The following is a 17064-nucleotide window of genomic DNA, read 5'->3' as shown; positions in this document are numbered from 1 at the left end:
TGGCATGGCGCACGGTGAGGTGCTCGGCTTCGAGGAGTACGTACGCAACCGGCAGGAGGCCCTGCTGCGCAGCGCCCGCCGGCTCGTGCCCGACCCGGTCGACGCCCAGGACCTGCTGCAGACCGCCCTGGTCCGCACGTACGGCCGCTGGGACGGCATAGCCGACAAGTCGCTCGCCGACGCCTATCTGCGCCGCGTGATGATCAACACCCGTACCGAGTGGTGGCGCTCGCGCAGGCTGGAGGAGGTCCCCACCGAGCAGTTGCCCGACGCCTCCGTCGACGACGGCAGTGACCAGCGCGCGGACCGCGCGCTGCTGCTCGACGCGCTGAAGGTGCTCGCTCCCAAGCAGCGCAGCGTCGTCGTGCTGCGCCACTGGGAGCAGATGAGCACCGAGGAGACGGCTGCCGCGCTGGGGATGTCGGCGGGTACGGTGAAGAGCACCTTGCACCGGGCGCTCGCCCGGCTCCGTCAGGAGCTGGAGGGCCGGTCGCTGGAGTTCAGGTCCGCCGAGCGCAAGGCCGGGGGCGGGACACCGGCCGTCCGGGCCGAGGAGCGCGGCGGGACAGGGCGGTACACGGCCGAGGAGTACGACGGGCGGGACGGACGGGGGCAGGAGCGGTGCGCGGCCTGAGAGGCAGACGCGTCAGGACGACGAGGGCGGCGGGTTACACGGCGGTGGCCGGGCTCGCCGTCTTCGGGCTGTTCACGGCCTCCTGCTCGGCCGGCGGCACGGGTGTCCAGGACGAGGGCGCGGCGCAGGCCGACAGCCAGAAGCCGGGCGCCGCGCCGCCGCCCGTCGCCTCCGGCGGTGACCCGGCGACGATGGCCCGGAAGATCGACCCCGTCGTGCTCATCCAGAGCGATCCCAAGGTCAGCAAGGAGATCAAGGCGACGCTGAAGCCGTGTACCGGGGCCGACTACCCGGTGGACACGTCCTTCGGGAATCTCACCGGCGGGACCGACCCCGATGTGGTGGTCAACCTGATGACCTGCGGAGACGCGGTCGGCATCGGCGCGTATGTCTACCGTGCGAACGGCGAGCGGTACGAGAACGTCTTCCTCTCCGAGGAGCCCGCGGTCTTCGCGGCGATAGACCGGGGGGATCTGGTCGTCACCAAGCAGGTGTACGGCAAGGAGGACCCGGTGGTCGAGCCGTCCGGTGAGGAAGTGACCACCTACCGCTGGGCGACCGGAAAGTTCAGCAGGATCCACTGGGTGTGGAACAAGTACCGGGGAGGCGTGTCCGGGGAGGGCGACGCGTTCTTCCCGCCGGAGACCGAGCCGGGGACGACCTTCCCGGCCGAGCCGTCACGGCCGGGAAGGAACTGAGGACACGGATGGCCGAGACCCATGTGCTGTTCGTCGAGGACGACGATGTCATCCGGGAGGCGACCCAGCTGGCTCTGGAGCGTCAGGGTTTCATGGTCACCGCGATGCCGGACGGACTGCTCGGGCTGGAGGCGTTCCGCGCGAATCGCCCGGACATCGCGCTTCTCGATGTGATGGTTCCGGGACTCGACGGAGTGAGCCTGTGCCGGCGCATCCGGGACGAGTCGACGGTGCCCGTGATCATGCTGTCGGCGCGCGCCGACTCGATCGACGTCGTGCTCGGGCTGGAGGCGGGGGCCGACGACTATGTGACCAAGCCGTTCGACGGCGCGGTGCTGGTCGCCCGTATCCGCGCGGTCCTGCGCCGTTTCGGCCACGCGGGCGGCGGGGAGGGCGCGCTCCAGGGGCAGGGTCCGCACGGCGCGCTGCTCACCTTCGGCGAGCTGGAGGTCGACACGGAGGGCATGGAGGTACGCAAGGGGGGTGAGCCGGTGGCGCTGACCCCGACGGAGATGCGGCTGCTGCTGGAGTTCTCGTCCGCGCCGGGCACGGTGCTCTCCCGCGACAAGCTCCTGGAGCGGGTGTGGGACTACGGCTGGGGCGGCGACACCCGGGTGGTGGACGTCCATGTCCAGCGGCTGCGTACCAAGATCGGCCAGGACCGGATCGAGACGGTCCGCGGCTTCGGTTACAAACTCAAGGCATGAAGCCCCCCGGCAAGCGGTCCCCCGGCGCCCCCCGGGCGAAGCCCCCGGACCGGCGGGCGCAGGACGACCCGCGGGTGAGACCCCCGGGCGGGCGGGCGCCGGACGACCAGGAGGTGAAGCCCTCGGGCGAGCGGTCCTCCGAGGGCTCCCGGATGAAGCCCTTGAAGCCCTGCGCCGCGAAGCTCCGCGGTTCCCGCCGGGCGGCCGGTGCCGTGCCGGCGGGAAACCGCGGGCCCCGGCGGCTGGCCGTGCGCACGGGCGTCCGATGGAAAATCAGCATCGCCATCGCGCTTGTCGGCGCGCTGATCGCGGTGGCCCTGAGCCTGGTCGTGCACAACGCCGCCCAGGTCTCGATGCTCGACAACGCGCGTGATGTCCAGATGGAACGCGTACTGCTGGCACAGCGCTGGTACGAGACGGCCAAGGGCAAGGATCCCCGGTTCAACACCAAGATCAACGACCCGGCGCTGCCCGCCGAGCTGAAACGGTTGATGCAGGAGAAGCGGCGCGGCACCTTCGTCCAGGACACCGACGGCGGCCCGCCCGAGATCTGGGCCGCGGTCCCGCTCTCCGACGGGGAGGTGCTCTCGCTGCACTCCCGGTTCGCGGGGCGCAGTGCCACCATCCTCCAGGACCTCGACCGGGCGCTGATCATCGGCTCGGTGTCGGTGGTGTTCGGGGGCTGCGCGCTCGGGGTGCTGATCGGCGGGCAGCTCTCGCGGCGGCTGCGCAAGGCCGCCGCGGCGGCGGCCAGGGTCGCGGAGGGGCAGACGGAGGTACGGGTCCGGGACGAGATCGGCGGGGTCGTCCAGGACGAGGCGGACGAGCTGGCGCGGGCCGTGGATGCGCTCACCGACGCGCTGCACGAGCGTATCGAGGCGGAACGCCGGGTCACCGCGGACATCGCGCATGAACTGCGGACCCCGGTGACCGGGCTGCTGACGGCGGCCGAGCTGCTGCCGCCGGGTCGGCCGTCCGAGCTGGTACGGGACCGGGCTCAGGCGTTGCGGACGCTGGTCGAGGATGTGCTGGAGGTGGCCAGACTCGACAGCGCGTCGGAGCGGGCGGAACTTCAGGAGATCGCGCTCGGCGAGTTCGTCAGCCGCCGTATCGCCGTCCTCAATCCCGAGGTGGACGTCCAGGTGGTCCACGAGTCCTGGGTCAGCACGGATCCCCGGCGGCTCGAACGCATTCTGCTCAATCTGCTGACCAATGCCGCCAAGCACGGCGGGGCGCCGGTCGAGGTCACGGTCGAGGGCCGGGTGGTACGGGTGCGGGACCACGGGCCCGGATTCCCGGAGGCACTGCTGCGGGACGGCCCGAGCCGGTTCCGTACGGGCGCGAGCGACCGCGCGGGCACGGGCCACGGGCTCGGTCTGACCATCGCGGCGGGCCAGGCGCGGGTGCTCGGCGCCCGGCTCACCTTCCGCAACGCCGCACCGCAGGGAACGGCACCGCTCGGGGCGACGGGGGGCGCGATCGCGGTGCTCTGGCTGCCGGAGCACGCGCCGACGAGCACGGGGAGCTTCCCGGCGCTGACGCTGGAGCTCTGAGCGCCGGCGCGTTCCCCCGGGCCCCGCGGGAGGGCCGGGATCGGACCCCGGCCCCCGGGAACGGGTCGGATGCGGGATCGGACCCCGGCCCCGGGAGCGGGTCCGATACGGGAGAGGTCCCGGTCCGGGCGTGGGTCCGATACGGGAACGGGTCCGATACGGGCGTGGGCCGGATGCCGAGGCGGGTCCGGCCCCGGCAGCTGCGCCGGAGCCGTCCCGCCCATGGATCCACTGCCGGTACGCGCCCATGGACAACGGCCCCGGGTGTGGGTGAACACACCGGGGGCCGCTGGGCTCATGCCGTACGCGCCGGACCGTGCGGGACCGCTGCGGATCACTACGGATCACCGCGGATCACCGCGGGTCGCTCAGGACGCGTCGGATCGAGTGAGGGTCGGGATCAGGGTCAGATCGTGACGCCGACCGAACGCAGGAAGGAGACCGGGTCGACGGAGCTGCCGTAGTTCGGGGTCGTACGGATCTCGAAGTGCAGGTGCGGACCGCTGGAGTTGCCGGTGTTGCCGGACAGGGCGATCTTCTGGCCGGCCTTGACTATCTGGCCGGGCACCACGTTGACGCTGGAGAGGTGCGCGTACTGGGAGTACTTGCCGTTGTTGTGCTTGACGACGACGGCGTTGCCGTACGCGGGGCCGTCACCGGCGCCGTTCGGGCCCGCCTTCACCACGGTGCCCGCGCCCACGGACTTGACCGGGGTGCCGGTGGGCACGGCGAAGTCCTGGCCGGAGTGGTTGCTCGTCCACATGTTGCCGGCCTTGCCGTAGGTGGCGCTCAGCGTGTAGTTGCTGACCGGCTTGATCCAGGACGGCGCGACGGCCTTCTTGGCGGCGGCCTTCTTGGTGGCGGCCTTCTTGGCGGCCGTGGCCTTGGCAGCGGCGGCCTTGGCCTCCGCGGCCTTCGCGGTGGCGGCCTTGGCCTCCGCGGCCTTCGTGGCGGCGGCGGCCTGGGACTGGGCGGTCGCCTGGGCGGCGACGGCCGCGGACGGGCTCATCGCGACGGCTGCCTGGGCGGCGGTGGGCGCACCGGCCTCGACGGCGAACGCAGCCCCGGTTCCGAGCACGGCCGTGGCTCCCAGTCCGGCCGCGACGATGCCGGCACGGGTACGGAGGAAGGACGGGCGGGGACGAGGGGAAGTGACGCGCGACATATGAGAAAAGCCTCCGGGCACAAAGGGGCCCGGCACAGGAATTGCGCCGGGGGTGGTTGGCCATCCCTTGGTAACCGACCCCCGCACTTCGCCTCAAATGCCCCAACTACGACATTACGTCGTAGCGAAAGCGTCGTGATTCAAGCCATTGACACCTTTTGACCATGAACAAGCGACTTGCCGGAGACCCTCCTGATTTTCTTCCCGGAAACAGGTTTAACCGCATGTACGTGTGGCCTGAGAACCCGGACCGGGGGCCCTGGAACCCGGCTCGCTCCCCTCCGCCACCCGGAGGGACCAAAGTCCCGGCGGGCCAAGGACGGGAGGTCGCCGTAAAGGGCCGGACAGCCCTCCTATTCCGGCTAGTAAGGCCGGGAGGGCCTGTGTGCCTTGTCACCGTTTCGGGAACGCGATTGTGGTCCGCGCCACTAATCTCGGGGGCGGTGACGGGGGTGGGAACCATGCGGAACAGCGCCTCGATGCGGGTCGTGGCGGTCCATGGACAGCGACAGGGCACCGGCGTGCTGATCAGCCCGAGATACGTCCTGACCTGCGCACATGTACTGCATGAGCGGGGTCGGACGGCCGAGATCTCCCATCTGGCCCTCTCTTATCGCGTCCCCTGCGAGGTGGTGTGGAGCGGCGCGGCCCAGGGTGTCGACGCGGCCCTGCTGCACACCGGGGCGGAGGTGATCCCCGCCGCCCGGCTGGGCCGGCTCCGCTGGGGGCGCCCGACCAGGGACGATCCCCTGCCCGGCTGCCAGACCATGGGCTTCCCCGGCCAGCAGCGCTACGGCGGCACCGAGCTCGACTTCGGCCAGTACACGGGCAGCGTGCTGCCGGTCGCGGGCCGGGTGCGGGGCGCGCTCACCTTCTGGCTGGACCACTCCCCCGGCGCCGTACCGCCCGGCGGGACCTCACCGCTCGACGGGCTGTCCGGGTCCCCGGTCTTCGCCGGGTCCGTGCTGATGGGGATCGTGTCGGCGGTGCGCGGTACGGAGGGGCACCAGCAACTGGAGGCGGTACCGCTGCGGGCGGTCCACGAGCCGCTGGTCTCCGCGTTCAGGAACCACGGCCCCCACAGCGAGGCGGTCCTCGGGCTGCCGCCCCTGGAGAACCTCGCCGGATTCGATCCACGGGACGCCGCTTTCGAGGAGCGGTACGCCGCCGCGCTCACGGTCCGGTACCGCAGGACGGAGATCTTCGGCATCGACGATCTGGGCATCAGCGAGGCGAGCTGGGACCTGGACACCGCGTACCTCAGTCTCGAAGCCACCCGGCTGCCCGGCGAGGGCGTCCGGACCGGGAGCACCCGGACCGAAGGCACCTGGCCGCCCGGCGAGAACATCCGGGCCGGAAGCATCGGGACCGGGAGCATCCGGGCCGAGCACATCCAGGCCGCGAGTATCCGGGACGAGAGCATCCGGGCCGAGCACATCCAGGCCGCGAGTATCCGGGACGAGAGCAACCGGACCGAGGACACCAGGACGGCGCTCCCCCCGCCCGCCAACCCGGGGACCGCCGACCCGGGGCCCGCCCACGGCCCCCACCGGGTGGAGGACCTGCTCGGCACCAGCCGCCGTGTCCTGCTGCGCGGCGAGGCGGGCGCCGGCAAGACGACCCTGGTGTGGTGGCTCGCCTCCCACGCGGCCAACGGCACCCTCCCCGCCGAACTGGACGAACTCAACGGGCTGGTGCCGTTCGTCGTCCCCATGCGCAGCCTCCAGACCCAGGGCGACCGCTTTCCCGCCCCGGACGAACTCGCGGGCGTCGCCGAACTCCCCGTCGGCCGCCCGCCCGAGGGCTGGGCCGAACGTGTCCTGGAGTCCGGACGGGCGCTCCTCCTGGTGGACGGACTCGACGAACTCCCCGAGGTCCACCGGCACAGGGCCGACCGCCACAAGGCCCGCGCCTGGCTGACCGGCCTCCTCCGGCGGTACGGCGACTGTCGCGCGCTGGCGACCGTACGCCCCGGCGCGGTCGAGCCCGGCTGGCTGGCCGCCGAGGGCTTCGCCGATCTGCTGCTCCTGCCCATGAGCGACGGCGACATCGCCGCGTTCCTCACCGCCTGGCACCGGGCGGCGCGCCTGGAGTACGCGGCCCTCGCCGACACGGCACGCGCCGAGGCGGAGTCCCGGCACCTCGACTCCCTGGAGAAGGCGCTGCGCCGGGAGTTCCGCCGCAACCGGGTCCTGAGCGATCTCGCCCGTACGCCCCTGCTGTGCGCCGTCATCTGCGTACTGCACCGCAAGCGTGAGGGTGAACTGCCCAGGACCCGCTGGGAGTTGTACCACGCGGCCCTGGAGATGCTGCTCGGCAAACGGGACCGGCGGCGGGGCATCGACGCGCCCGAGGGGCTGGCGATCGGGATCGAGGAGCACAAGCTGCTGCTCCAGCACCTCGCCGTCTGGCTGGTGCGCAACGGCCGCACCCAGCTCACCCCCGACGAGGCCGTCACCCAGATCGCGAAGGCCGCCCGGGGCATGCCGCAGGTGCTGCGGCAGGGCACCGCCGAGCGGATCCTGACCCACCTCCTCAACCGCAGCGGTCTGCTCCAGCAGCGCACCGGGGAGGCCATCCAGTTCATCCACCGCACCTTCCAGGACTATCTGGCCGCCAAGGAGTTCGCCGAGACCGACAGCCTGAGCGAGCTGCTGCACAGGGCGTCCGACGAACAGTGGCAGGACGTCATCCGGCTGTCGGTGGGCCACTTCGACCGCGGCCGGGTCAGCCGGCTGATCGACCGGCTCGGCGCCCTCGGGGACGCGGCACAGGACGGCCGGTCGCTGCATCTCCTCGCCGGGCACTGTGCCGCCTCCGCCGTCTTCCTCGACGGCCGGGTCCGCGAGGAGACGGAACGCCGGATCGTCGCCCTGATGCCGCCCGGGCAACAGCATGAGTCCTTCGAGCTGGCCGCCCTCGGCGACTATGTACTGCCGCTGCTGCCCGGCCCCTCGGACTCCGTCCACACCGACGCGCGGGTCATCAACACGATCGTGCACATCGGGGGCGCACCGGCCATGGAGGCGCTCGCGCCGTTCACCGGACACGCCGACCCCCAGGTGCGTCTGCTTCTCGTGGCCGCCTGGAGCGGCTTCCCGGTGGAGCGGTACGCCCGTGATGTGCTGTCACGGGTACGCCTCGACGATGTCCTTCTGAGGATCGACACCGACGAACAGCTCCGGCAGCTGTGCCATGTGGGAGGAGTCCGTTCCCTCAGCATCCGGGGCAACCACGGCGCCGCCCGGCTCGACGCCGTGCTGCCCGCCGAAGGACTCGACCGTCTGCTGATCACCCGCAACAGGGAGGTCACCGATCTGAGGTTCGTCCGGAGCCGCCCCACGGTCTCCCGGCTCACCCTCGCCGACTGCCCCGGGCTGACCACTCTCGACGAGCTGTGCGACCGCTCGTTCTCCCAGCTCGGCCTGGACACCCGACTCCTGGCCCTGCCCGCACCCCGCACCCGGGCCGGCCGTCTCTCGCTGACCGGCCGCACCGCGTTTCCGTACGACGGACTCGCCCGCTGGACCGCGGTGGAGCAGCTCGCCTTGGACCGGGCGGATCTTCTGCACATCCCCTCGCTCGTCGAGGCCGTCGCGCGGATGACGGCCTGCGGGCGCCTGGAGCTCCGCCATCTCGAAGAGTTCTCCCCGGACGTACCCGTCGCCGTCCCCGGGATCAGCGAGCTGGCGCTCGCCGGCATCGGCCGGCCGATCGACACGGAGCTGCTCGCACAGGTCTTCCCTGGTCTGCGCCGGCTGGAACTGGGCTTCACCGGATACGGCATCGACCCCCCTTGCGCCGTCGACCTCACCCCCTGGCTCGCTCACGCGGACCTCACCGTTCACCTCACCCACCGCCGGGACAGCCCGCCTCAGGTGAGGGGGGCCGAGAGCTTCGCGGGCCGGCTGTGCCTCGAACCCGTTCACGGCCTGCGCCTGGGGCCCGTTCACTGACCCGACCGCGCCGTGAGCCCGTTCACCGGACGTGGCCCCGACCACCCTGACCGGAGTGGGCGCGGCAGGCACGGCGAAGGGCTCACGCTCCCGGCGCACAGGCGCACCGCGCCCCGTCGGAGCGCGCCCGCCACGCACCCTCCGCCCGGAAACGCGGAGTTCGCGGAACCGCGGGCGGACCCGGGCCGCGGCTCGATACGGTCCGGGCCATGAGCCACACCGACACCGGCACCGAGATCGAACTCGCCGACGCCATCGAGTCCGTACGCGAACAGCTCATCGACGCCGCCACCCGGGCCACCGGCCGTCCCGTGCTCTTCGAGATGGGCGACATCGAGATGGAGTTCACGATCGAGCTGCGCAAGGAGACCAAGGCGGGCGGCAAGGTGAGGGCCTGGGTCCTGGAGGGCGGCGCGGACTCCGGCCGCACCACCGGCCGCGTCCACCGGGTCGCCTTCACCCTCAGGCCGAAGGACGCCCGGACGGGTGTCTCCTGGCTGGTGGGCCATGACGACCAGGGCGATACGAGTGACTTCGGCGGTGGCGACCCGTATCCGGGAACGCGGTGAGTCTGTCCCCGCCGCCGCTCCCGCCGCGAGCCGAGAAGGCCGTGGCGGTCCTCGGGCGATGCCAGGGGACCGGGGCGTTCATCACCCCGAGCACCGTGCTGACCTGCGCCCATGTGATCGGCTCCGGGCACAACGCCCGTGTGGTGACGACCGGGCCGATCCCCGGGTCGGCGAGGAATCTGCTCTGCCAGGTCGTCTGGTCCGACGCCCGGCTCGATGTGGCTCTGCTCCAGCTCCCCGAGAGCGCGGCACCGGCCCTCAAGGTGTGGGGGGTGGTGGGGGCACGGGCCCGGGAGACCTCCGTCCGGATGGCCGCGGTCGCGACCGGACGCCCGCTGCCGCACTGTACGGTCACCGGGTTCCCGAGGATTCAGCGGTACGACGGGCAGAAGCTCGACGTCGACCAGTACACGGGAACCGTCCTGCCCCTCGCGGGCCTCATCCGCCGCACGATGGTGTTCGAGTTCGACCGCCCTCCCGCCGCCGAGCCCGCCGACGGCACCTCACCCCTCGCCGGGCTGTCCGGCGCTCCCGTGTACGCGGGCGACACCCTGCTCGGCGTCGTGAGGGAGGTGCCGCGCGGGCGCAATCACCACCGGGTGGAGTGTGTGCCCATCAGCTCGGTGATGGCGCACCCCGATGTCCGCGAGTGGTACGAACAGCACCGGAATCTGCGGCTGCCCCGGCTGGAGAGCCTCACCCATCTCCACCCCGGCGACTCCCGTTACGAGGAGGAGTACGCGGAGGCCCTCGCCGCCGAGTACCGCAGGACCAGGATCTTCGGCCTGGACGAGCTGAGCACACGGGACTCCGCCTGGGAGCTGGAGACCGCGTATATGAGCCTGGAGGCCGTACCGCAGGAGGGCGAGGGGCGGGCCGCGCACGGCAAGACGTCCCCGCAGCGCGTCGAGTCCCTGCTGGGCACCCGCCCCCGGGTGCTGATCAGGGGGGACGCGGGTGCGGGCAAGACCACCCTGATCAAGTGGCTGGCCGCCCACGCAGCATCCGGAACCCTCGACTCCAGGCTCGCCGAGCTGAACGGTCTGGTGCCGTTCGTCGTCCCCCTGCGCAGCCTGCGTGCCCAGGGCGGCGGCTTCCCCGGACCCGACCGGCTCGCCACCGCCTCCCGGCTGATGGTCGGCGAGGCCCCCCGGGGCTGGGCCCGCCGGGTCCTGGAGGCCGGCCGGGCGCTGCTGCTCGTCGACGGGCTGGACGAGATCCCCCCGCAGGAGCGCGAAGAGGCCCGGCAGCGGCTGTCCAGTCTGCTGGAGCTGTTCCCGCGCACCCGGTGCGTGGCGACCGTGCGCCCGCTCGCGGTCGCCCCGGACTGGCTGGAGTCGGAGGATTTCGCGGAGGTACGCCTCCTGCCGATGCGGCGGGACGACATCCAGGCGTTCATCACCGCGTGGCACGCGGCGGCCCGGCTCGACAGCGAGCACCCGGAGGACCTGGTCGCCCTGGAACGGAATCTTGCCCGTCAGCTCACCTGGAACCACATCCTGGAGGATCTGGCCCGGACCCCGCTGCTGTGCGCCGTCATCTGCGCACTGCACCGCAAGCGGGACGGCTTTCTGCCGCCGACCCGGTGGGCGCTGTACTGCTCCGCCCTGGAGCTGCTGCTCGGTGAACGCGACAAGCGCCGTGCCATCGACGCGCCCGAGGGCATCACGATGACCGTCGACGAACACCAGCAGCTGCTCCAGCGGATCGCGGTCTGGCTGATACGGGGCGGCCAGACCGAGTTCACCCGTGAACAGGCGCTCCACCAGCTCTCCCTGGCACTGCGCGGCATGCCCCGCGTACGGGAACAGGGCCCGATCGGGCAGATCCTGACCCACCTCCTCAACCGCAGCGGCCTCCTCCAGGAACAGGTGGAAGGCGTCTTCCAGTTCACCCACCGCACCTTCCAGGACTTTCTGGCGGCCAAGGAGTTCGTGGAGGGGGACCAGATGTACGAGCTGCTCCGTCACGCGCACGAGGAGCAGTGGCACGACGTTCTCCTGCTGGCGGCCGGCCACTGCTCCCGCCGTGAACTCCCGGTGCTGGTCGGGGGGCTGGTGGCGGCGGGGGACGCCGAACCGCCGGGCATGGAGCGGACGGTGCTGCACACGCTGGCGGCCCTGTGCGCCCAGCACGCGGCCTACCTCGACGAGGGAACCCGGGAGAAGGTCGACACGGCGGTCAGAGGAGCCCTCCCGCCCCGAAAATCCGGCGTCGTGGGACTGCTGTCCCGGCTGGGCACCGACGTACTGCCGCTGCTGCCCGACTTCACCACCCTCGCGCCCGGCGATCTGGGCCGCACGGCTGCGCTGGTCGGGGAGATCGGCGGCGCCGCCGCCCTTCCGTACGCGGTGCGGCTCGCGGCCTGCTCCGACTACGGTCCGATGGCCGCCTCGCTGGCCCGCACATGGGCCAACTACCCGACCGAGGAGTACCTCCAGCAGGTCCTGCTCCGGATCGATCTGAGCAATGTCCGGCTGTATCTGACCCGTCCGGACCAGCTGCCCCTGCTGCCCCTGCTGCCGCGGGCACCGCATCTCAGCCTCACCAACGACTTCCCGCCCGCCGAGCTGGCGGCCGTCCTGGAGGGACGGACCTGTGAGTCGCTGGATCTGATCGGCAACCGCCTGCTGACCGACCTCACCTTTCTGCGCTCCTGCGGGTCCGGCATCACCGAGATCTTCCTCAGCCACTGTCCGGGGCTGGAGAGCTACGCCCCGCTGCGCGAATGCCATTCCCTGCGGGAGCTCGGCATCGGCTCCCAGCCGATCTCCGCCGACGATCTGAGGATGATCGCCGGGCTGCCCGCGCTGAGCGTGCTCAACCTCGACAATCCCGTACCGGCCGAGGGCGGCCTCGATCTGACACCGCTCCACTCGGTGCCCGGGCTGGAGGTCTTCGTCCTTGGAGTCCCCGAGCACCTGATCAAGGGCCGCGAAGCCCTCGGCTCCCGTCTCATTCTCGGCTTCTGACCCGGGGACGGCCGGGCTCGGGCCACCCGGGGACGGCCGGGCCCCGGCCCGCGCGGGAAGGGCCCGGGAGCGACCTCTGGGCGCGACGCGGAAAGGGGCTGCCCCGGCCCGTACGTCTCCGTACGAACCGGGGCAGCCCCTTCGGCCGCGGGTCCCGGAGGACCCCCGGCCCCGGAGGGCCTATGCCTCCTTGGACAGATTCGGTCCGGCACCGCCCGCCGCCTGCTCGATCGGCGGAACGTCCGGCAGTGCGGACTTCTCCTCGCCGCGGAAGGTGAACTTCTTGTCCTCACCCTCGCCCTCGGAGTCCACGACCACGATGTGACCGGGGCGCAGCTCGCCGAAGAGGATCTTCTCCGACAGAACGTCCTCGATCTCGCGCTGGATCGTCCGGCGCAGCGGCCGGGCGCCCAGAACCGGGTCGTAGCCCTTCTTCGCGAGGAGCGCCTTGGCCGTGGGGCTGAGCTCCAGGCCCATGTCACGGTCCTTGAGGCGCTCGTCGACCTTGGCGATCATCAGATCGACGATCTGGATGATGTCTTCCTCGGTGAGCTGGTGGAAGACGACGGTGTCGTCGACACGGTTCAGGAACTCGGGCCGGAAGTGCTGCTTCAGCTCTTCGTTGACCTTCGCCTTCATCCGCTCGTAGCCGGTCTTGACATCGCCCTGGGCCGCGAAGCCCAGGTTGAATCCCTTGGAGATGTCCCGGGTCCCGAGGTTGGTCGTCATGATGATGACCGTGTTCTTGAAGTCCACGACGCGGCCCTGGGAGTCGGTCAGCCGACCGTCCTCCAGGATCTGCAGAAGGGAATTGAAGATATCGGGGTGGGCCTTCTCCACCTCGTCGAAGAGGACGACGGAGAACGGCTTGCGGCGGACCTTCTCGGTGAGCTGGCCGCCCTCTTCGTATCCCACGTATCCGGGCGGGGAACCGAAGAGACGGGAAACCGTGTGCTTCTCGCTGAACTCCGACATGTCGAGGGAGATCAGGGCGTCCTCGTCACCGAAGAGGAATTCGGCGAGCGTCTTGGACAGCTCGGTCTTACCGACACCGGAGGGGCCGGCGAAGATGAACGAGCCACCGGGGCGCTTCGGGTCCTTCAGACCGGCACGCGTACGGCGAATGGCCTGGGAGAGGGCCTTGATGGCGTCCTTCTGCCCGATGACGCGCTTGTGCAGCTCGTCTTCCATACGCAGCAGACGGGAGGACTCCTCCTCCGTCAGCTTGAAGACGGGAATGCCGGTCGCCGTGGCGAGGACTTCGGCGATCAGCTCGCCGTCGACCTCGGCGACGACATCCATGTCGCCGGCCTTCCATTCCTTCTCGCGCTTGGCCTTCGCGGCGAGGAGCTGCTTCTCCTTGTCACGCAGGGAAGCGGCCTTCTCGAAGTCCTGGGAGTCGATCGCCGACTCCTTGTCCCGGCGCACACCCGCGATCTTCTCGTCGAACTCGCGGAGGTCCGGCGGCGCGGTCATCCGGCGGATACGCATCCGGGAGCCGGCCTCGTCGATCAGGTCGATCGCCTTGTCCGGCAGGAAGCGGTCCGAGATGTACCGGTCGGCCAGGGTCGCGGCCTGGACGAGGGCCTCGTCGGTGATGGAGACCCGGTGGTGGGCCTCGTACCGGTCGCGCAGACCCTTGAGGATCTCGATGGTGTGCGGCAGCGACGGCTCCGCGACCTGGATGGGCTGGAAGCGGCGCTCCAGGGCCGCGTCCTTCTCCAGGTGCTTGCGGTACTCGTCGAGCGTGGTGGCGCCGATGGTCTGGAGCTCACCGCGGGCGAGCATCGGCTTGAGGATGCTGGCCGCGTCGATCGCGCCCTCGGCGGCACCCGCGCCGACGAGCGTGTGCAGCTCGTCGATGAACAGGATGATGTCGCCGCGGGTGCGGATCTCCTTGAGTACCTTCTTCAGGCGCTCCTCGAAGTCACCGCGGTAGCGGGAGCCGGCGACCAGAGCGCCGAGGTCCAGGGTGTAGAGGTGCTTGTCCTTGAGGGTCTCGGGCACCTCGCCCTTGACGATGGCCTGCGCCAGGCCCTCGACGACCGCCGTCTTGCCGACGCCGGGCTCGCCGATGAGCACGGGGTTGTTCTTGGTACGGCGGGACAGCACCTGCATGACCCGCTCGATCTCCTTCTCGCGCCCGATGACCGGGTCGAGCTTGGACTCACGGGCGGCCTGCGTGAGATTGCGGCCGAACTGGTCCAGGACGAGCGAGGTCGAGGGCGTGCCCTCGGCGGGGCCCCCTGCGGTGGCGGCCTCCTTGCCCGAATAGCCGGAGAGCAGCTGGATGACCTGCTGCCGCACCCGGTTCAGATCGGCGCCCAGCTTCACGAGGACCTGGGCGGCGACGCCCTCGCCCTCGCGGATCAGGCCGAGCAGGATGTGCTCGGTGCCGATGTAGTTGTGCCCGAGCTGGAGGGCCTCGCGGAGCGACAGCTCCAGGACCTTCTTGGCACGGGGGGTGAAGGGGATGTGCCCGGACGGGGCCTGCTGGCCCTGGCCGATGATCTCCTCCACCTGCTGGCGGACCGCCTCGAGCGAAATCCCGAGGCTCTCCAGGGCCTTAGCGGCGACACCCTCACCCTCGTGGATAAGGCCCAGGAGGATGTGCTCGGTGCCGATGTAGTTGTGGTTGAGCATCCGGGCTTCTTCCTGAGCCAGGACGACAACCCGCCGCGCGCGGTCGGTGAACCTCTCGAACATCGTTAATCGCTCCTCAGAGCGGTCAGGCAGTAAGGGGTCGGTCCCCTCCCTGTCCTTCCGCAGCTTAGTCCCGCAAGCGGGGACCGCTCATTCCAACTGCCGACACCCGTCTGTGGCCTCCTGAGCCGTGAACGCCGACAACTGCTCCAACCCGATGGTGCGAGACGATGTTCCCGCAGGCCAGGCAGTTACTCTCGTCATCTGTACGCCGATGGCGAACGTAAGGCCGTCCTGCGAGCGTGTCGCCCCTCCCCACTAGGAATGTCTTACCCGTCAGGACTGACACTCCATGCGGCGGGCACCGGTTCCCCCTCAGCTACGGGCGAACAGACTTGCCTCGCCGAACACGGCCGAACGCCCCGAACCGGGACACCGTGCGCCATGCCCGTCCCACTCTGCGTAACTCTTCGGGCCGATCGGGAGTTCCCGGGGTATGACCGTCAGCCTTCCGCCCCAGCGTCAGCCCTCCGAGGGGCCCGAGGCCCTCTCCGGGGACATCGCGCGGTGGTACGGGACAACGCTCGGCTGGGCCGTCGCGAAGGGCTCCCCGGGAGCCGTGGAGGGGCCCGTGGGGCTGCTGACGGGGCTGCGCTTCGATGTGCTGGAGCTACCGGCGGACGCGGGCGCCGCCGTGCTGCGCCGCGGGGTCCCCACCGGGCCCGTGGCGCTGGAGGGCGACCGGATGCGGCTGCTGGTGGCCGCGGGGAGCGCCGATGAGCTGCCGGAACTGCTGGACTGGCTGGAGTGGGGCGGGATCGCCCTGGAGCTGACCGCGCTCGGCGCGGGCGGGCGGATGACCGCTCCGGTGCCGCCCGGGTGGACCGGCTCGCGGGGGGCCGCCGTGTGGCTGCGGCCCCCCGTGCCGGGGCGTGAGGTGGAGCCGACTCTTCCGGCCCTCGCCCCGTTCGGGCGGCGCGGCCCGGGAGCGGTCGCCGGAGGCGGCCCCGATCTCGTACGGCTCCTGGACACGGCGGCGACGGAATGCCACCGGGCCCGATTGCTGCGTACGAAAGTCCGTGCGAAGCAGTACCAATACGCAGCGGGTGAATACTCGGCCGATTAAGAGTGCGCTGATCAGCCGTTGGCCTTCTCGTACGCCTCACGCACCGTGGCGGGGACGCGCCCGCGGTCGTTGACCTCGTAACCGTTCGCCTTGGCCCAGGCGCGCACTTCCGCGGTGTTCTTGTTGTCGCTCGCCGCGCGGCCCTTGCCGCGGCCCGCGGCGGCACGCCCACCGGTCCGCCGGCCGCTCTTGGCGTACGGCTCCAGCAGCCCGCGGAGCTTGTCCGCATTGGCGGTGGTGAGGTCGATCTCGTAGGTCTTGCCGTCCAGAGCGAACGTCACCGTCTCGTCCGCCTCGCCGCCGTCGAGGTCATCGACAAGAAGGACCTGAACCTTCTGTGCCACCGGATTTCCTTTCATCGAAAATGCAGTACGCGGAAAGGAAACCGCTTTTCCCTGGAAAACACAAACCCTTGGCAGAGGTTCAGAACCCCGGGAAGACGGGAAACGTGCGCGATTCGGACATAGGGATCCGCTCCTGGTTCACGGTCCGGGATGGGGTCCGCCGGGGATCACAGGTGCAGAAGCATCCGGCTGTTGCCCAGGGTGTTCGGCTTCACGCGTTCGAGCCCGAGGAACTCGGCGACACCCTCGTCATAGGAACGCAGCAGCTCGGTGTAGACATCTCCGTCGACCGGTGTCTCTCCGATCTCGACGAAGCCGTGCTTGCCGAAGAAGTCCACTTCGAAGGTGAGGCAGAAAACCCTGCGCACCTCCAGCCAGCGTGCTGTCTGCAACAGCTTGTCAAGCAGCTGATGACCGATGCCCGTGCCCCTGAAGAGCGGGTCGACGGCAAGAGTGCGCACTTCCGCGAGGTCTTCCCAGATGACATGCAGGGCACCACATCCGACGACCGTACCGTCTTCCTCGCGTTCGGCGACCCAGAACTCCTGGATGGCTTCGTAAAGAGTGACGGTTGCTTTGTCGAGCAGGATGCCTTCACTCACGTACGGATCGACGAGTCGGCGGACCGAGGGCACATCGCTGGTCCTGGCACGCCGGACGGTGACGGCATTTGCTGCGGGATAAGGCATGGGCCGAC

The 17064-nt window shown here is 70.6% G+C and carries 12 protein-coding genes; 8 read left to right on the top strand and 4 right to left on the bottom strand.

The window, feature by feature from the left end; genetic code table 11:
• The first annotated feature begins 4 nt into the window (after positions 1–4).
• The 4 genes from ACIBCM_RS28865 (at position 5) to cseC (ending at position 3592) form a co-directional block, all read left to right on the top strand.
• Complete coding sequence (locus ACIBCM_RS28865; protein ID WP_399248210.1) at positions 5–634, top strand: SigE family RNA polymerase sigma factor; 630 nt, start codon at positions 5–7, stop codon at positions 632–634.
• Complete coding sequence (locus ACIBCM_RS28860) at positions 622–1332, top strand: hypothetical protein (RefSeq protein ID WP_399248208.1); 711 nt, start codon at positions 622–624, stop codon at positions 1330–1332. The genes ACIBCM_RS28865 and ACIBCM_RS28860 overlap by 13 nt, the downstream gene beginning before the upstream one ends.
• Positions 1333–1340: 8 nt before the next feature.
• The gene (gene cseB, locus ACIBCM_RS28855; RefSeq protein ID WP_399248206.1) at positions 1341–2039 is read left to right on the top strand and encodes a two-component system response regulator CseB; all 699 of its coding nucleotides are present in this window, start codon (positions 1341–1343) and stop codon (positions 2037–2039) included.
• A 152-nt stretch (positions 2040–2191) separates the two neighbouring features.
• Positions 2192–3592, top strand: a complete 1401-nt coding sequence (gene cseC / locus ACIBCM_RS28850) for a two-component system sensor histidine kinase CseC (protein WP_399248253.1) — start codon at positions 2192–2194, stop codon at positions 3590–3592.
• Positions 3593–3998: 406 nt separating this feature from the next.
• Here the strand turns inward: cseC and ACIBCM_RS28845 are convergent, their stop codons facing one another.
• Positions 3999–4757, bottom strand: a complete 759-nt coding sequence (locus tag ACIBCM_RS28845; protein ID WP_399248205.1) for a M23 family metallopeptidase — start codon at positions 4755–4757, stop codon at positions 3999–4001.
• Positions 4758–5218: 461 nt separating this feature from the next.
• On the opposite strand from ACIBCM_RS28845, the gene ACIBCM_RS28840 reads away from it, so the two are divergent.
• The 3 genes from ACIBCM_RS28840 (at position 5219) to ACIBCM_RS28830 (ending at position 12254) form a co-directional block, all read left to right on the top strand.
• A complete protein-coding gene (locus ACIBCM_RS28840) occupies positions 5219–8713 on the top strand; it encodes an NACHT domain-containing protein (protein ID WP_399248203.1) in 3495 nt (1164 codons plus the stop codon).
• A gap of 209 nt (positions 8714–8922) precedes the next feature.
• Entirely contained in the window at positions 8923–9282 is a 360-nt protein-coding gene (locus ACIBCM_RS28835; RefSeq protein ID WP_399248201.1) for a trypco2 family protein, read from the top strand.
• Entirely contained in the window at positions 9279–12254 is a 2976-nt protein-coding gene (locus ACIBCM_RS28830; RefSeq protein ID WP_399248199.1) for an NACHT domain-containing protein, read from the top strand. Before ACIBCM_RS28835 ends, ACIBCM_RS28830 begins: the two co-directional genes overlap by 4 nt.
• Before the next feature lie 180 nt (positions 12255–12434).
• Here the strand turns inward: ACIBCM_RS28830 and ACIBCM_RS28825 are convergent, their stop codons facing one another.
• Positions 12435–14960: an ATP-dependent Clp protease ATP-binding subunit gene (locus ACIBCM_RS28825; protein ID WP_399248197.1), complete on the bottom strand. Its 2526-nt coding sequence runs from the start codon at positions 14958–14960 to the stop codon at positions 12435–12437.
• Between the two features lie 433 nt (positions 14961–15393).
• Between ACIBCM_RS28825 and ACIBCM_RS28820 the strand changes: the two genes are divergently transcribed.
• Entirely contained in the window at positions 15394–16023 is a 630-nt protein-coding gene (locus ACIBCM_RS28820) for an SCO3374 family protein (RefSeq protein ID WP_399248195.1), read from the top strand.
• An 11-nt stretch (positions 16024–16034) separates the two neighbouring features.
• Here ACIBCM_RS28820 and ACIBCM_RS28815 read toward each other — a convergent pair whose 3' ends face one another.
• Positions 16035–16367, bottom strand: a complete 333-nt coding sequence (locus tag ACIBCM_RS28815; protein ID WP_389276143.1) for an Lsr2 family protein — start codon at positions 16365–16367, stop codon at positions 16035–16037.
• A gap of 167 nt (positions 16368–16534) precedes the next feature.
• Complete coding sequence (locus tag ACIBCM_RS28810) at positions 16535–17056, bottom strand: amino-acid N-acetyltransferase (protein WP_399248193.1); 522 nt, start codon at positions 17054–17056, stop codon at positions 16535–16537.
• Positions 17057–17064 lie beyond the last annotated feature (8 nt).

The sequence above is a fragment of the Streptomyces sp. NPDC051018 genome (genome assembly GCF_044456085.1).
Classification (GTDB): domain Bacteria; phylum Actinomycetota; class Actinomycetes; order Streptomycetales; family Streptomycetaceae; genus Streptomyces.
The sequence above is the reverse complement of the archived record's forward strand: the minus strand, read 5'-3'. Positions and strand labels throughout refer to the sequence as shown.